The organism is Actinotalea soli, assembly GCF_017565425.1.
Lineage (GTDB): Bacteria > Actinomycetota > Actinomycetes > Actinomycetales > Cellulomonadaceae > Actinotalea > Actinotalea soli.
In genome coordinates this window covers 293,769-308,270 of the sequence record NZ_JAGEMK010000001.1, presented here as the reverse complement: position 1 = coordinate 308,270, position 14,502 = coordinate 293,769, and the positions used below count along the sequence as shown (strand labels likewise).

The following is a 14,502-nucleotide window of genomic DNA, read 5'->3' as shown; positions in this document are numbered from 1 at the left end:
CGACAGGAAGCATCTCCATGACCAAGGTCACCCGCGCGCGCCGCCAGGTGCGTCTCTCCCGCGCCCTGGGCCTCGCGCTCACCCCGAAGGCTGTCAAGCACTTCGAGAAGCGTCCCTACCCGCCCGGCGAGCACGGCCGTGCCCGTCGCCGCACCGAGTCGGACTACGCGGTGCGTCTGCGTGAGAAGCAGCGGCTGCGCGCCCAGTACGGCCTCCGCGAGAAGCAGATGGCTCGCGCCTTCGAGGACGCCCGCAAGACCCCCGGCCTGACCGGTGAGGCGCTCGTCGAGAACCTCGAGACCCGCCTCGACGCCCTGGTGCTCCGCTCGGGCTTCGCCCGCACGATCCTCCAGGCGCGTCAGGTCGTGGTGCACCGCCACATCCTCGTCGACGGCAAGATCGTCGACCGCCCGTCCTTCAAGGTCCAGCCGGGTCAGACCCTGCAGGTCAAGCCGCGCAGCCAGACGAGCGACCAGTTCCGCGTCTCCGCCGCCGGGGCTCACCGCGACGTGCTCCCGGCCGTCCCGGGCTACCTCGACGTCCAGCTCGAGAAGCTCAGCGCGGTCCTCACGCGCCGCCCCAAGCGCGCCGAGGTCCCCGTGACCTGCGAGGTCCAGCTCGTCGTCGAGTACTACTCGCGCTGATCCTCCGCGGTTCGCCGCACGCCTGACCGACGCCCCGCCCCACGGCTGCAGCCTGGTGCGGGGCGTCGTCGTTCCCCGGTCGCACTGCTCACGGAACGCGGCCCGGTAGGGTCAGCACGTCCACCGCGTCACAGCCACAGAAGGAGCTCACGGATGTCCCTCGGAGACGTCGCCGGACTGATCGCGGCGATCGCGTTCGTCGCCCTCGTCGGGTTCCTCGCCCTGCCCCTGTTCCGGCTGTCCCAGGTCTTCGACGAGGCCCGCACCACGGTCAAGGAGATCACCGACCACACCGTGCCGGTGCTCGACGAGACCGCGACCACGGTCGCGACGACCAACGCCCAGCTGGTCAAGGTGGACGCCATGACCACCTCGGCCGCCGAGATCAGCCAGAACCTCTCGGCCCTGACCGCGCTGGTCTCGGCCACGGTCGGTGGCCCGCTGATCAAGGTCGCAGCGTTCTCCTACGGCGTCCGTGAGGCGCTCGGAGGCCTGGCCGCGAAGGTCAAGGGCTGATGCGTCGGCTGTTCTGGGTCGGCGTCGGGGCCACCGGAGCCGTGCTCCTCGCCCGTCGCCTCGAGCGTGCGGCGCGGCGCTACTCCCCGGCAGGCCTGGCCGACCAGGTCGAGGCGGCGGGAGACGCGACCTCCTCGGCGCTGCGCGACGCCGCGACCCGCTTCCGGACAGCACGTGCCACCCGTGAGGCCGAGCTGGTCGACCAGCTGCTGGTGACCCCCGAGTCCGGGGACGCCGGTGCGGTCTTCGGCCGTGGCCGGACGTCGGGCCAGCGCCGGCCCGGGGCGTCGGGTCGCCCGGCCGAGGACCTGACCGACGAGCCCCTGTACGAGTTCTGACCCCGCGCACGCCCCGCGTGCGCCCACGACCCTGACCCCGGGCCCGGCCCGGACCTTCCCTGCGGAGTGAGGACACCATGCGGACCGCCGAGATCCGACGACGTTGGCTCGACTACTTCGGGGAGCGCGAGCACGCCGTCGTCCCGAGCGCCTCGCTCATCTCGCCCGACCCGTCGATCCTCTTCACGATCGCCGGGATGGTGCCGTTCATCCCGTACATCCTGGGCACGCAGAAGGCCCCGTGGCCCCGCGCTGCGAGCGTGCAGAAGTGCATCCGCACCAACGACATCGAGAACGTCGGGCGCACTGCGCGGCACGGCACGTTCTTCCAGATGAACGGGAACTTCTCCTTCGGCGACTACTTCAAGGCCGGGGCGATCCGCTACGCCTGGGAGCTGTCGACTGCTCCCCAGGAGCGTGGCGGGTACGGTCTCGACGGCGACCGCATCTGGGTCACCCTCTGGGACCAGGACACCGAGTCCTACGACGTCCTGACCCGTGAGATCGGTGTCGACCCGCGGCACGTCGTGCGTCTGCCGCGCGAGGAGAACTTCTGGGACACCGGGCAGCCCGGACCGGCCGGGCCCTGCGCCGAGCTGCACTACGACCGTGGGCCCGAGTACGGCCCCGAGGCCGAGGGGGGTTCGGTCGACCCGGGCGGCGACCGCTACCTCGAGTACTGGAACCTCGTCTTCGACCAGTTCCTGCGCGGCGAGGGCAGCGGCAAGGACTACCCGCTCCTCGGCGAGCTGGACCAGAAGGCCATCGACACCGGCGCGGGCCTCGAGCGGATCGCCTTCCTGCTGCAGGGCAAGCAGAACATGTACGAGATCGACGAGGTCTACCCCGTGATCGCCGCGGCCGAGGAGATGAGCGGCCGGCGCTACGGGGCGAGCGGCGAGGACGACGTGCGGCTGCGCGTGGTCGCGGACCACGTACGCTCCTCCCTGATGCTCATCGGTGACGGCGTGTCCCCGTCCAACGAGGGTCGTGGGTACGTGCTGCGACGCCTGCTGCGCCGTTCGGTCCGGTCGATGCGCCTGCTCGGCGTCGACGAGCCGGCCCTGCCGCACCTCCTGCCGGTCTCGCGCGACGCGATGGCCGCGTCGTACCCCGAGGTGGCTGCCGACTACGACCGGATCTCGCGCATCGCCTACGGCGAGGAGGACGCCTTCCGCCGCACCCTCGTCTCGGGGACCACCATCCTCGACACCGCGGTGGCCCAGGTGAAGTCCTCGGGAGGCAGCACCCTCGCGGGGGACCAGGCCTTCGCCCTCCACGACACCTACGGCTTCCCGATCGACCTGACCCTCGAGATGGCCGCCGAGCAGGGCCTCACGGTCGACGAGCAGGGTTTCCGTGACCTGATGACCGCCCAGCGCGAGCGCGCCCGGGCCGATGCCAAGGCCAAGAAGGGGGCGCACGCCTCCTCGACGGCGCTGCGCGAGCTGCGCGAGCCGGGGGCCACCGAGTTCACGGGCTACACCGAGCTCTCCACCTCGTCGACGGTCCGCGGGCTGGTCCGCGACGGCGTCCTGGTCTCCGTGGCCCAGCAGGGCGAGACCGTCGACCTCGTGCTGGACCGGACCCCCTTCTACGCCGAGTCCGGCGGTCAGGAGTCCGACGCGGGTCTCATCACCGCGGACGGCGCCCGGCTCGAGGTCCTCGACGTGCAGCGCCCGATCAAGGGCCTCGTCGTGCACACCGTGCGGGTGCTCGAGGGGGAGGTGCGTGCGGGGGCTGAGGCCCTCGCGCAGGTCGACCCCGAGTGGCGCCTCGGCGCGCGTCAGGCGCACTCGGGCACCCACGTGGTGCACGCCGCCCTGCGCGAGGTGCTGGGCCCGGACGCGCTGCAGTCCGGCTCCTACAACAAGCCTGGGTACCTGCGGCTCGACTTCGCCTGGAACCAGGCTCTCTCTCCCGCCACGCGCAGCGAGGTCGAGGAGGTGGCCAACCGGGCCATCCGGCAGGACCTCGGCGTCAGCTGGCAGTACATGCCCCTGCCCGAGGCCAGGGAGTGGGGGGCCATCGCGCTCTTCGGCGAGACCTACGACGAGGAGGTCCGGGTCGTCGAGATCGGTGGGCCCTGGTCCCGCGAGCTGTGCGGCGGCACCCACGTCGACCACTCGAGCCAGATCGGGATCGTGGCGCTGACGGGCGAGTCCTCGGTGGGCTCAGGCGCACGCCGCGTCGAGGCGTTGGTCGGCCTCGAGGCCTTCCACCAGCTCGCCCGCGAGCGGGCCCTGGTCTCCACCTTGACCGAGACCCTCAAGGTCCGGCCCGAGGAGCTGCCCGAGCGGGTGGCTGGCGTGGTTTCGCGGCTGCGCGAGGCCGAGAAGGAGCTCGCCGGACTCCGCCAGGGGCAGCTGCTCCAGGCCGCGGCCGGGCTCGCCGAGGGTGCGGCCCGTGTCGGCCCGGCGCGCCTCGTGACCCACGAGGTCGGCACGGTCGCGTCGGTCGACGACCTGCGCACCCTCGCTCTCGACGTGCGGGGCCGGCTGGGCGAGGAGCCTGCGCTGGTCGCTCTCGGTGGCGTGGCCAAGGACCGCCCGGTGGTCCTCGTCGCGACGAACGCCGGTGCCCGGGAGAGCGGCCTGCGGGCCGGTGCCCTCGCCAAGCTGGCCGCGACCGCCCTCGGCGGGGGCGGGGGCGGCAAGGACGACGTCGCCCAGGGGGGCGGCACCGATGCCTCGGCCCTGCCTGCGGCCCTCGAGGCCGTCCGGTCAGCGGTCGCCCAGGGGTGAGCCCGGTGGACGTCAGGGAGTCGGGGAACGGGCCGGGACAGGTCGGTGTCGGGCGGGGTGTCCGGGTCGGCGTCGACGTCGGCTCGGTCCGGGTGGGTGTCGCGGCGAGCGACCCCGACGGACTCGTCGCGACGCCCGTCGAGACCGTCCGACGCGGCGAGGGCGAGCCCGGACCTGCCTCCACCGACGTCCTGCAGGTCGCGGCGATCGTGCGGGAGCGGAGTGCCGCCGTGGTGTATGTCGGTCTGCCGAGGCACCTGTCTGGGGCCGAGGGTTCGGCATCCCAGGCGGCGCGCACGTACGCTGGGGTGCTGGCGCACGCCGTCGCACCGGTGCCGGTGCGGCTGGTGGACGAGCGGTTGAGCACGGTCTCCGCCCATCAGGCGCTGCATGCGGCCGGAAGGTCCGGGCGTCGCCACCGTGCGGTCGTCGACCAGGCGGCCGCGGTGGTGATCCTGCAGTCAGCGATGGATGCGGAACGTACGACGGGGGCACGGAGCGGGGAGCTGGTCACCAGCGACCCACCCTCCGAGGGGGCCCCGGCGCGGTCGGGGACGTAGGGCTGGACACCGGCCAGGACGGGCACGGGCCCGTCTGGCCAGAGCACTGCGGGGGCGCGCAGGTAGACACGGACGTACGGGAGGACCGAGCGATGGCACGCTGGCCGGGAGTCGCGCGACAGGAGGCTGGGCTGTGAACGACGTGTTCCTCGACGAGGTGATCAGGCCCGAGGCCTCGGGGCCCAGCCGCCGCTCGGACCGACGCGCGAGCCGTGAGGAGCGAGCCCGCAAGCGTCGCAAGCGCCGGGTGCGCAACGTGATCGCGCTGGTGGTCTCCCTCGGCCTGCTGGGTGGGGCCGCCTACGCCGTGGTCGAGTACGCCCTGCCGGTCATCACCGACCTGCGCGGTGGCGAGCAGGAGATCACCGACTACGCCGGACCGGGCCACGGCAGCGCCGAGGTCTCCATCCCCGCCGGGGCGACCGGGGTCCAGATGGCGACGGCCCTCGAGGAGGCCGGGGTCGTGGCCAGCACGGGCGCCTTCACCAGTGCCTTCGCGGCCAATCCCGACGCCGCGGGGATCCAGCCCGGCACGTACCGGCTGCTGCTGGAGATGCCCGCGGCCGACGCGGTCACCGCCTTGCTCAACGCCGAGAACCGCGTCCAGACCCAGGTGACCATCCCCGAGGGCCAGCGGGTCGACCAGATCCTGGAGCGCCTGTCCTCGGTCACCGGGGTGAGCGTCGAGGACTTCGAGACGGCCCTCGAGGACACCGCGGCGACCGGCCTGCCCGATGCGGCCGGCGGCAGCTACGAGGGGTGGCTGTTCCCCCTGACCTACACCTACGAGCCGGGCACGGAGCCCGTCGAGATGATCGCCGCGATGGTCAGGCAGACCGTCCGGGTGCTCGACGAGCGCGAGGTCCCCGAGGGCGACCGGCAGGCTGTCCTGACCAAGGCGTCCCTGGTCGAGCGCGAGTCGCCCAACGCCGAGGCCAGCCCGCAGATGGCTCGGGCGATCGAGAACCGCCTCGACCGCGAGATGCCGCTGCAGATCGACGCGGCGGTCGCGTACGGCCTGAACAAGTCCGGGACCGAGCTCACCTCGGCCGACATCAGCTCGGACGCGACGGACAACCCCTACAACACGTATGCGCACAGCGGGCTCCCGCCCACGCCCATCGCCTCCCCGGGCGAGGCCTCGATCGACGCGGTGCTCTCACCCGCGGACGGCCCGTGGATCTTCTGGGCGACGGTCAACCTGGACACCGGTGAGACCAAGTTCGCCGAGACCTACGAGGAGCACCAGCGGAACGTGGCCGAGCTGCGGCAGTGGCAGGCCGAGCAGGGGTGACGGACCGAGCGGTCGACGCCAGCCCGACGCCCCGGGGGCGGCGAGCCGCGGTGCTGGGGCATCCCGTCACGCACTCGCTCTCCCCGGTGCTGCACGGTGCCGCCTACGCGGCCCTGGGGCTCGAGGGCTGGCGGTACGACCGGCTCGACGTCACCGAGGAGGCCCTGCCGACGGTCCTCGCGGACCTGGACCGCTCCTGGGCGGGGCTGAGCCTGACGATGCCGCTCAAGAAGACGGTCCTCGGGCTGCTCGACCACGTCGAGCCGCTCGCCGAGGTGGTCGGGGCGGTCAACACGGTGCTCGTGCAGGCCGGGGCCGGGGACCGTCCGGTCCTCGTCGGGGCCAACACCGACGTGCACGGGCTGGTCGCAGCCCTCAGCGAGGGGCGCGTGACCCGCGGGGACTCCGGTCCGGTGCGATCCGCGGTGGTCATCGGCGCCGGGGCGACGGCGGCCTCGACCCTGGCCGCCCTCGCCCAGCTCGGCTGCACCACGGCCCAGGTGCACGTGCGCTCGATGGCGCGAGCCGGGGCCGCCATGCGCGCGGCCCACCGCATGGGCGTCGAGCCGCAGTTCCTCACCCTCGAGCCCTGGGACCGGCTGCTGACCGCGATGCGGACGGCCGACGTCGTGGTCTCGACCCTCCCGCCCCGGGCCGCGGACGAGATCGCCTCGGAGCTGGGGGAGCAGGGCCGCGAGGCCGACGTCCCGGAGGACGGCGCCCAGGACCGGCTCGGGGTGCTGCTCGACTGCGCCTACGACCCGCGCCCGACGGCCCTGGGTGCCGCGTGGCAGGCCGCCGGCGGCACGGTTGTGGGCGGGGAGCGCATGCTCCTGCACCAGGCGACCGAGCAGGTGCGGCTCATGACCGGGCGCCCGGCGCCGGTCGGGGCCATGGACGCGGCGCTGGGCGTGGCCCTGGCGTGAGGCGCTCCCGTCGGGGCTCGTGGTCCGCGACGAGGGCTGACGAACGCGCCCGGGGAGCAGGGGTGCCGAGGGAAGAGGGCCCGACGAGTCCTTTAGACCAGGGCCTGTCCTGCCGATAGGTGGTCTGACACATGCGGCCCCCCTACCCCCGGAGGGAGTGGCGGCACGGCCCTGGGGAAGGACTTCCGTGAAGCACCTCGGTGACATCCTGCTCGACCAAGGCTTCGTGACCGAGGGCCAGCTCATGGCGGCCCTGGACGAGCAGGCCGAGCGCGGGGAGTCCCTCGGGCGTGTCCTGGTCGAGATCGGGATGCTCAGCGAGTCCCAGCTCGTTCAGGCGCTCGCCTCCCAGGTCGGCATGGACTTCGTCGAGCTCGCCGAGTACCCGGTGGACCGCAACGCGGTGTCCCTCGTGCCCGGATCGATGTGCCGGCGGTACACGGTGCTGCCGGTCTCCCTGCTGGACGGGCACCTCATCCTCGCGATGGCCGACCCGGGGAACGTCCTGGCGGTCGACGACATCCGCACCGCGGCCGGGGTCCCTGTCCACCCCGTGATCGCGACCCACGACGACGTGATCCAGGCCATCGACCGGTACTGCCGCGCGGACGACGAGATCGACGACCTGACCTCTGCTTTCGAGAGCAGTGAGCCTCAGCCCCTCGACGACCTGTCGGGCCTGAGCGATCACGGAGACGACGACGCCCCCATCGTGCGGTTCGTCAACCTGCTCGTGACGCAGGCCATCCAGGACCGAGCCTCGGACATCCACATCGAGCCCGCCGAGAACGACCTGCGGGTCCGGTACCGGATCGATGGCGTGCTGCACGAGATGCAGCGCTCACCCAAGCAGATCCAGGGCGGCGTGATCTCCCGGCTGAAGATCATGAGCGACATCGACATCGCCGAGCGCCGCAAGCCCCAGGACGGCCGCATGTCGGTCACGCACAACGGCCGCAAGATCGACCTGCGCGTGGCGACCCTGCCGACGGTGTGGGGCGAGAAGGTCGTCATGAGAATCCTCGACAACTCCACCGCGAGCCTGGACCTGCGGGACCTCTCCTTCCTCGAGGACAACCTCGAGACGTACTCCGAGTCGTACAGCAAGCCCTACGGGATGATCCTCGTGACGGGCCCGACGGGCTCGGGCAAGTCGACCACCCTGTACGCGACCCTCAACGCGGTGTCCCGCCCCGAGATCAACGTCATCACGGTCGAGGACCCGGTCGAGTACCGCCTCCCGGGCATCAATCAGGTCCAGGTCAACCCCAAGGCAGGACTGACCTTCTCGGGGGCGCTGAGGTCGATCCTGCGGTCGGACCCGGACGTGGTCCTCCTCGGTGAGATCCGTGACCACGAGACAGCTCAGATCGCGATCGAGGCCGCCCTCACGGGCCACCTCGTGCTCTCGACCCTGCACACCAACGACGCACCCAGCGCCGTCACCCGGCTCGTCGAGATGGGCATCGAGCCCTTCCTCGTCGGGTCGGCGCTCGACTGCGTGGTCGCCCAGCGCCTCGCCAGGCGACTCTGCAAGAAGTGCAAGGAGCCGTACGTACCGAGCGAGGTCGAGCTCATCGCTGCGCGCTTCCCGTGGAGCCCCGGTGAGGAGATCCCCACGTTGCACCGTCCTCACGGGTGCTCCTCGTGCTCAGGCACGGGCTACCGCGGTCGGCTGGCGGTGCACGAGGTGATGCGCGTGACCGAGGACATCGAGCGCCATGCCGTGGCGCACTCCTCGGCGGCGGACATCTCCCGCACCGCACGCGAGCAGGGCATGATCTCGCTGCGCGACGACGGCTGGACCAAGGTGCTGCTCGGCGACACCTCCGTGGAGGAGATCCTGCGCGTCGTCGCCTGACGCGACGGACGCACCGACCAGGACGAGCCGTGGATCAGTCCGTTCTTCTCCTCAAGAGGACCGGGCCCATGGTCGATAAGACGACGGAGCGCTCTGTGCTGGAGCGCCGCGACCGGAGGCCAGTGCTGTGAACGACTACTACCCGTCGACGGACGGCGAGGCCCAGCGCCCGCCGACCGCGCAGACCCCGTCCTCCGGTCCCGCGCCGGCGCGGCCGTTCGCCCCGACGCAGCTCCCCACGGCCTATCCAGCCCAGCCCGGCCCGGGTGCGGGTGCACCCGCGGCGGCGCCGCTGGCTGCCGCGCCACAGGCCGCGCCGCTGCAGGGACGCCGCGCAGCGCAGGCGGCCCAGGCGGCGCACGCGGGTCAGCAGCCCGGTGTCTCCCAGCTCGCCCACCCCGCGCCGGCATCGGCGCAGCAGGCACCTCAGCAGCCGACGCAGCAGCAGGGCTACGCCGCGCATCCCCCCAGGCCGCCTCAGCAGCAGACGGCCCCCGCGACTCAGCAGACCAGGTCTCCGGGTGGCCCCCCGTCCCAGGGCGGTCCGACCGGGCCGACCTCCGCCCCCGGCACGCCGCCGCGGCCCCCGGCCGCCGGCCGCGGGCCCGAGCGCAGTGCCCGCGTCGGCCTCGCCCAGGTCGTGCACGAGGGGGACCTGGACCTGGACCACGCCCTGCGGGTGATGATCGACCTGGGGGCGTCCGACCTCCACCTCACCTCCGGCGCCCAGCCCATGGTCCGGCGCGACGGCGGTCTGCGGCCGCTCGAGGACTTCCCGGTGCTGCTGGCCGAGTCGCTGCAGCGCAGCCTCTACGCGGTCCTGAGCCAGAAGCAGCGCGAGACCTTCGAGCAGCACCTCGAGCTCGACTTCGCGTACGCCGTCCGCGGGGTCTCGCGCTTCCGCGTCAACATGTACAAGCAGCGCGACTCGGTCGGCGCGGCGTTCCGCATGATCCCGTACGAGATCAAGCCGCTCGACACCCTGGGCGTGCCAGCGTCGGTGGCGAACTTCGCGGGGCTGCCCCGCGGTCTGGTCCTCGTGACCGGCCCGACCGGGTCGGGCAAGTCGACGACCCTGGCGGCCATCGTCGACCTCGCCAACCGGACCCGCAACGACCACATCATGACGGTCGAGGATCCGATCGAGTTCCTGCACCGCCACAAGAAGTCGCTGATCAACCAGCGTGAGGTCGGGGCGGACACCCTGTCCTTCGCCAACGCCCTCAAGCACGTGCTGCGGCAGGACCCCGACATCATCATGGTCGGTGAGATGCGTGACCTGGAGACGATCTCGGTCGCCCTCACGGCCGCCGAGACCGGCCACCTGGTCTTCGCGACCCTCCACACGCAGGACGCCGCCCAGACCATCGACCGTGTGATCGACGTGTTCCCCTCCCACCAGCAGTCTCAGGTGCGCACCCAGCTGGCCAGCGCGCTGCAGGGCGTCGTCTGCCAGACCCTGTGCAAGCGGGTCGGGGGAGGGCGGGCGGTCGCCACCGAGGTCATGATCGCGACCCCCGCGATCCGCAACCTCATCCGCGAGGGCAAGACCCACCAGGTCTACTCGGCGATGCAGGCCGGCGCGAAGCTCGGCATGCACACCATGGATCAGCACATCGCGGACCTGGTGCGTGCGAACAAGATCACCTACGAGGCCGGCCTCGAGAAGTGCCACCACGTGGAGGACTTCAACCGCCTCGTGGGCCGTAGCTCGAGCGTGGGCCAGGGCATGACCGCGGCCATGCAGGCCGATCCGACCTCGGCCGGCTACGCCGGGATGGGAGCCTGACATGGCCACGGAGACCAAGGTCTTCGAGTACGCCGTCCGCGACAACGGCGGCAAGATCGTCAAGGGCCGGATCGAGGCCAGCAGCCAGGCCGCGGTGGTGACGCGTCTGCGCACCATGGGCATGGCGCCCATCTCCCTCAACGAGGTCAGCACGGGCGGGCTGCAGACCGAGATCAAGATCCCGGGCATGTCCGACCGGATCACCCTCAAGGACCTGGCGATCCTGTCCCGGCAGCTGTCGACGATGATCGACTCGGGTCTGTCGATCCTGCGGGCGCTGTCGATCCTCGCGGACCAGACCGAGAGCAAGCCGCTCGCCAAGGTGGTGGCCCAGGTCCGCAGCGACGTCGAGACCGGGATCGCCCTGTCGGTGGCGCTGCAGAAGCACCCTGCGGTCTTCCCGCCGCTCATGGTCAACATGATCAAGGCCGGCGAGGTGGGGGGGTTCCTCGACCGGGTGCTGGTCTCCATCGCGGAGAACTTCGAGTCCGAGGTCAAGCTGCGCGGCAAGGTCAAGTCCGCGATGACCTACCCCGTGGTCGTGTTCATCATCGCGATTCTCGCCGTGGTCGGCATGCTGCTGTTCATCGTGCCCATCTTCGCGAACATGTTCGCGAACCTCGGTGGCACCCTTCCGTTGCCCACCCAGATCCTCGTGGTGCTGTCGGAGTGGATGAAGATCGGTGGTCCGATCATCCTCGTCGGCCTGGTGCTCTTCGCGGTCTGGTGGAGCAAGAACAAGCACAAGCAGTCCGTGCGGGAGAAGGTCGACCCGTGGAAGCTGAGAGCACCGATCTTCGGCAAGCTCTTCCAGAAGATCGCTGTCGCCCGTTTCTCCCGCAACTTCGGCACCATGATCCACGCCGGTGTGCCGATCCTGCAGGCCCTCAACATCGTCGGGGCGACGAGCGGCAACATCGTCATCGAGCGCGCCACCCGGGACATCCAGGAGTCCGTGCGCAGCGGTGAGTCCCTCACGGGTCCCCTGTCTCAGCACAGCGTCTTCCCGGCCATGGTGGTGCAGATGATGGCCGTCGGTGAGGACACGGGCGCCCTGGACACGATGCTGGCCAAGATCGCCGACTTCTACGACCAAGAGGTCGAGGCCACCACGGAGCAGCTCACGGCCATGATCGAGCCCATCATGATCGCCGTGCTCGGTGGCATCGTCGGGACCATGATCATCGCGCTGTACCTGCCCATCTTCAACATCTTCGAGCTCATCGGCTAGCCACTCGCTCGGCCTATCGGGTGAAGATCTGGCGAAACGGCCAGAACCGCTCAAGGTGGCCAGTCCTGCGCCCGATGAAGGACATGCAAGGCAGGAAGCGCAGTACCCCGCAGGCCTGAATCGGCTGGCCCGATTCCTCACACCATTCGTCCTGACACCGAAGGAGAGCATCTCGTGATTGCTCGCATCCGCAAGTCCATCGAGGAGAAGGACCAGGGCTTCACCCTGATCGAGCTCCTCGTCGTCATGATCATCATCGGCATCCTCGCGGCGATCGCGATCCCGGTCTTCCTCAACCAGCGCAAGTCGGCGGTCGACGCCTCGATCAAGTCCGACCTGCGCACCATCGCCACCTCGGTCGAGACCATCTACGTCGACCACCAGGCCTACCCGACCTTCGGCGGCGGTGCTTCCGGCGCCGACGTCACCCTGACGCCGCCCGGAACCGGTGCAACGCCCACCTCGGTTGCGATCAGCTCGGGCAACACCGTGACCTACACCGCGCTCAGCGGGGGCTACTGCCTGCGTGGCACCAACCCGGACGGCAACGCCTCGTCGACCACGGCGAGCACGGTCATCACCTACAACAGCCTGACCGGGGGCCTGGGCAGCGCCCCTTGCACCGCTCCCTGATCTGACAGGTACGGATGGGCCGGGGCCACACATGCGGCCCCGGCCCATCCGGCGTACGGAAGAAGACTCGGTCGACAGGCCTGTCACATCCAGTGAAGGACGGACGATGAACCGCTGCATGCGAGACCGGCGCGCACCCGCCGACGCCGGCTTCACGCTGATCGAGGTCATCGTCTCGCTCGTCCTGCTGGGGATCGTCGCCACGGCAGCGCTGTACTTCTTCATCGAGGGCACCCGCACCACGAGCCACCTGCAGCGGTCCCAGAACGCGGTTGCGGTCGCCAACGAGGCCATGGAGCGGGCCTACGCGGTCAACCCGGTCGCGAGCCTCGGGACGACGAGCTCGGCCCTGGCCGCCGGGCGCCGCCAGGCGGACGTCGAGGCGGCATGGAACCGCCTCGAAGCAGCTGGCGCTGAGGGGCTCGACGACACCTACCCGATCTGGGACCCGTCCCTGAGCCTGACTAACTCAAACAACGCGGCCGTGCCGATCGAAGACGAGTACACGCACTCCGGTCAGAAGTACCTCGCCACCACGCTGGTCGGTGTCTGCTACCGCAAGGGCGACGTCCTCGCCCCCGACCAGCCGTGCACGACCCTGCCCAGCGTGGCGAGCGTCCTCCCGGAGGACAGCACGCCGGCAGGCATGATCCGCCTGCTCCGTGTCATCACGGTGGTCACCTGGGCACCGACGGCGGGGGAGTGCACCAGCGGCGTGTGCACCTACCAGCTGAGCGGTCTGATCGACCGCTCCTCGGACCTGACCTGGAACCAGGTCGTCGACCCCATCGCGGTGGAGGACTTCGCCGACGCGCTGCACGGCGAGACCATCGCGATCCCCGTGCTCGACAACGACGTCATCGGGCCGGTGACCTCGAACCCGGTCCTCCTGATGACGTACCCGGCTGCGGGACAGGGCACCGTCTCGGTGGCCAGCAACGGGGTCGTCACCTACCGGGCCCCGGCGACGGGCTCGGGGATCTACCCCTTCACCTACCGGATCAAGGACCGTGCCGGCAGGCAGTCGGACCCGGCGACGGTCCGCGTCTCGGTCAAGCCGCTCGCCGCGAACGACTCCTACCAGGTGCGCTCCGGGGTCGGCACAACCCTCAACCTCCTCGCGAACGACAACGGCACCCCCGCGAGCATCCAGATCTCCTCCGCGCCGACGAGCGGCACCGTCGCCGTCTCGGGCCTCACGGTGACGTACACCCCGAGCGTCCCGACCGGGACGGACTCCTTCATGTACACCTACACCGACGCCTCCGGTCAGGTCAGCGAGCCGGCACGGGTGACCATCCTGATCGACTCGCTCAACACCCAGGACCACACCATCGTGATGAATGCGCGGTCGTCGACCGCCGACGTGTGGACCTCCCTGACGGAGACCCTGCTCACCGGGGTCGACGACAGGTCCCGGGTCGGCATCACGATCACGGGCCCTCGACCTGCCGCAGGAAGCCTTCGGGTGGACGGGGTCCCCTACACCCAGACGACAGCAGCGGGGACCAGCAACCGGGGGGCGAACGTCGAGTTCAGCCCCATGCTCAACGTCGTCGGTGAGTACACCTTCCGGTACGTGGTGTCGCGTGAGGGTGGGGCGACCTCGGACCCGAAGACGGTGACCCTGCGGGTGGTCCCGGTCGCGCGCCCCGATGTGTTCCCGGTGCGCAACCACAACCAGACGACCGGCTTCGCAGTGGGGCTCAACGACGCCCCGAGCGTCTACACGACGGCCTCGGCCGTCACGGTGCGTACCTCGCCGCCCGTCCCTGCCGACTGCGGCACGTTCCCCACCCAGGCACGCCTCGCCCAGGGGGAGATCCAGGTGGTGCTGCCGACCATCCCGCAGGGTGGGGCGCAGCGGAACTGCTCCTTCACCTACTACCTGGAGGGCAGCGGTGCGCTGTCGCAGCTGCGCTCCGAGACGGTGACCGTGACCTACAGCTTCCGGAGACCCTGATGA

12 protein-coding genes are annotated in these 14,502 nt (G+C 70.8%); all 12 read left to right on the top strand.

The features are described from left to right. The first annotated feature begins 17 nt into the window (after nt 1-17). The 12 genes from rpsD to J4G33_RS01395 all read left to right on the top strand — a co-directional run bounded on the left by rpsD (nt 18) and on the right by J4G33_RS01395 (nt 14,499). On the top strand, nt 18-644 hold the full coding sequence (gene rpsD, locus J4G33_RS01450) for a 30S ribosomal protein S4 (protein WP_208054115.1): 627 nt from the start codon (nt 18-20) through the stop codon (nt 642-644). A 153-nt stretch (nt 645-797) separates the two neighbouring features. Further along, complete coding sequence (locus J4G33_RS01445; protein WP_208054114.1) at nt 798-1,160, top strand: DUF948 domain-containing protein; 363 nt, start codon at nt 798-800, stop codon at nt 1,158-1,160. Further along, the gene (locus J4G33_RS01440) at nt 1,160-1,498 is read left to right on the top strand and encodes a hypothetical protein (RefSeq protein ID WP_208054113.1); all 339 of its coding nucleotides are present in this window, start codon (nt 1,160-1,162) and stop codon (nt 1,496-1,498) included. The genes J4G33_RS01445 and J4G33_RS01440 overlap by 1 nt, the downstream gene beginning before the upstream one ends. A 77-nt stretch (nt 1,499-1,575) precedes the next feature. Next, complete coding sequence (gene alaS, locus J4G33_RS01435; RefSeq protein WP_208054112.1) at nt 1,576-4,242, top strand: alanine--tRNA ligase; 2,667 nt, start codon at nt 1,576-1,578, stop codon at nt 4,240-4,242. Between the two features lie 5 nt (nt 4,243-4,247). After that, nucleotides 4,248-4,802, top strand: coding sequence for a Holliday junction resolvase RuvX (gene ruvX / locus J4G33_RS01430; protein ID WP_208054111.1), 555 nt, complete (start codon nt 4,248-4,250; stop codon nt 4,800-4,802). A gap of 133 nt (nt 4,803-4,935) precedes the next feature. Further along, the gene (gene mltG, locus J4G33_RS17375) at nt 4,936-6,096 is read left to right on the top strand and encodes an endolytic transglycosylase MltG (RefSeq protein WP_307793647.1); all 1,161 of its coding nucleotides are present in this window, start codon (nt 4,936-4,938) and stop codon (nt 6,094-6,096) included. Further along, nucleotides 6,093-7,022 carry a shikimate dehydrogenase gene (locus tag J4G33_RS01420; RefSeq protein ID WP_208054109.1) on the top strand — a complete coding sequence of 310 codons (930 nt, stop codon included), beginning with the start codon at nt 6,093-6,095 and terminating at the stop codon, nt 7,020-7,022. Before mltG ends, J4G33_RS01420 begins: the two co-directional genes overlap by 4 nt. Nucleotides 7,023-7,209: 187 nt before the next feature. Beyond that, nucleotides 7,210-8,883 carry a GspE/PulE family protein gene (locus tag J4G33_RS01415; RefSeq protein WP_208054108.1) on the top strand — a complete coding sequence of 558 codons (1,674 nt, stop codon included), beginning with the start codon at nt 7,210-7,212 and terminating at the stop codon, nt 8,881-8,883. 127 nt (nt 8,884-9,010) lie between these two features. Then, nucleotides 9,011-10,672, top strand: a complete 1,662-nt coding sequence (locus J4G33_RS01410; RefSeq protein ID WP_208054107.1) for a type IV pilus twitching motility protein PilT — start codon at nt 9,011-9,013, stop codon at nt 10,670-10,672. A gap of 1 nt (nt 10,673) precedes the next feature. After that, nucleotides 10,674-11,903, top strand: a complete 1,230-nt coding sequence (locus tag J4G33_RS01405; RefSeq protein WP_208054106.1) for a type II secretion system F family protein — start codon at nt 10,674-10,676, stop codon at nt 11,901-11,903. A gap of 174 nt (nt 11,904-12,077) precedes the next feature. After that, complete coding sequence (locus J4G33_RS16940; RefSeq protein ID WP_307793646.1) at nt 12,078-12,536, top strand: type II secretion system protein; 459 nt, start codon at nt 12,078-12,080, stop codon at nt 12,534-12,536. Nucleotides 12,537-12,654: 118 nt separating this feature from the next. Further along, nucleotides 12,655-14,499 carry an Ig-like domain-containing protein gene (locus tag J4G33_RS01395; protein WP_208054105.1) on the top strand — a complete coding sequence of 615 codons (1,845 nt, stop codon included), beginning with the start codon at nt 12,655-12,657 and terminating at the stop codon, nt 14,497-14,499. Nucleotides 14,500-14,502 lie beyond the last annotated feature (3 nt).

What these genes read in the sequence shown, in the direction of transcription:
- rpsD (WP_208054115.1), top strand. Translation starts at nt 18, where the DNA reads ATGACCAAGGTCACCCGCGCGCGCCGCCAGGTGCGTCTCTCCCGCGCC.
- J4G33_RS01445 (WP_208054114.1), top strand. Translation starts at nt 798, where the DNA reads ATGTCCCTCGGAGACGTCGCCGGACTGATCGCGGCGATCGCGTTCGTC.
- J4G33_RS01440 (WP_208054113.1), top strand. Translation starts at nt 1,160, where the DNA reads ATGCGTCGGCTGTTCTGGGTCGGCGTCGGGGCCACCGGAGCCGTGCTC.
- alaS (WP_208054112.1), top strand. Translation starts at nt 1,576, where the DNA reads ATGCGGACCGCCGAGATCCGACGACGTTGGCTCGACTACTTCGGGGAG.
- J4G33_RS01405 (WP_208054106.1), top strand. Translation starts at nt 10,674, where the DNA reads ATGGCCACGGAGACCAAGGTCTTCGAGTACGCCGTCCGCGACAACGGC.
- J4G33_RS01395 (WP_208054105.1), top strand. Translation starts at nt 12,655, where the DNA reads ATGCGAGACCGGCGCGCACCCGCCGACGCCGGCTTCACGCTGATCGAG.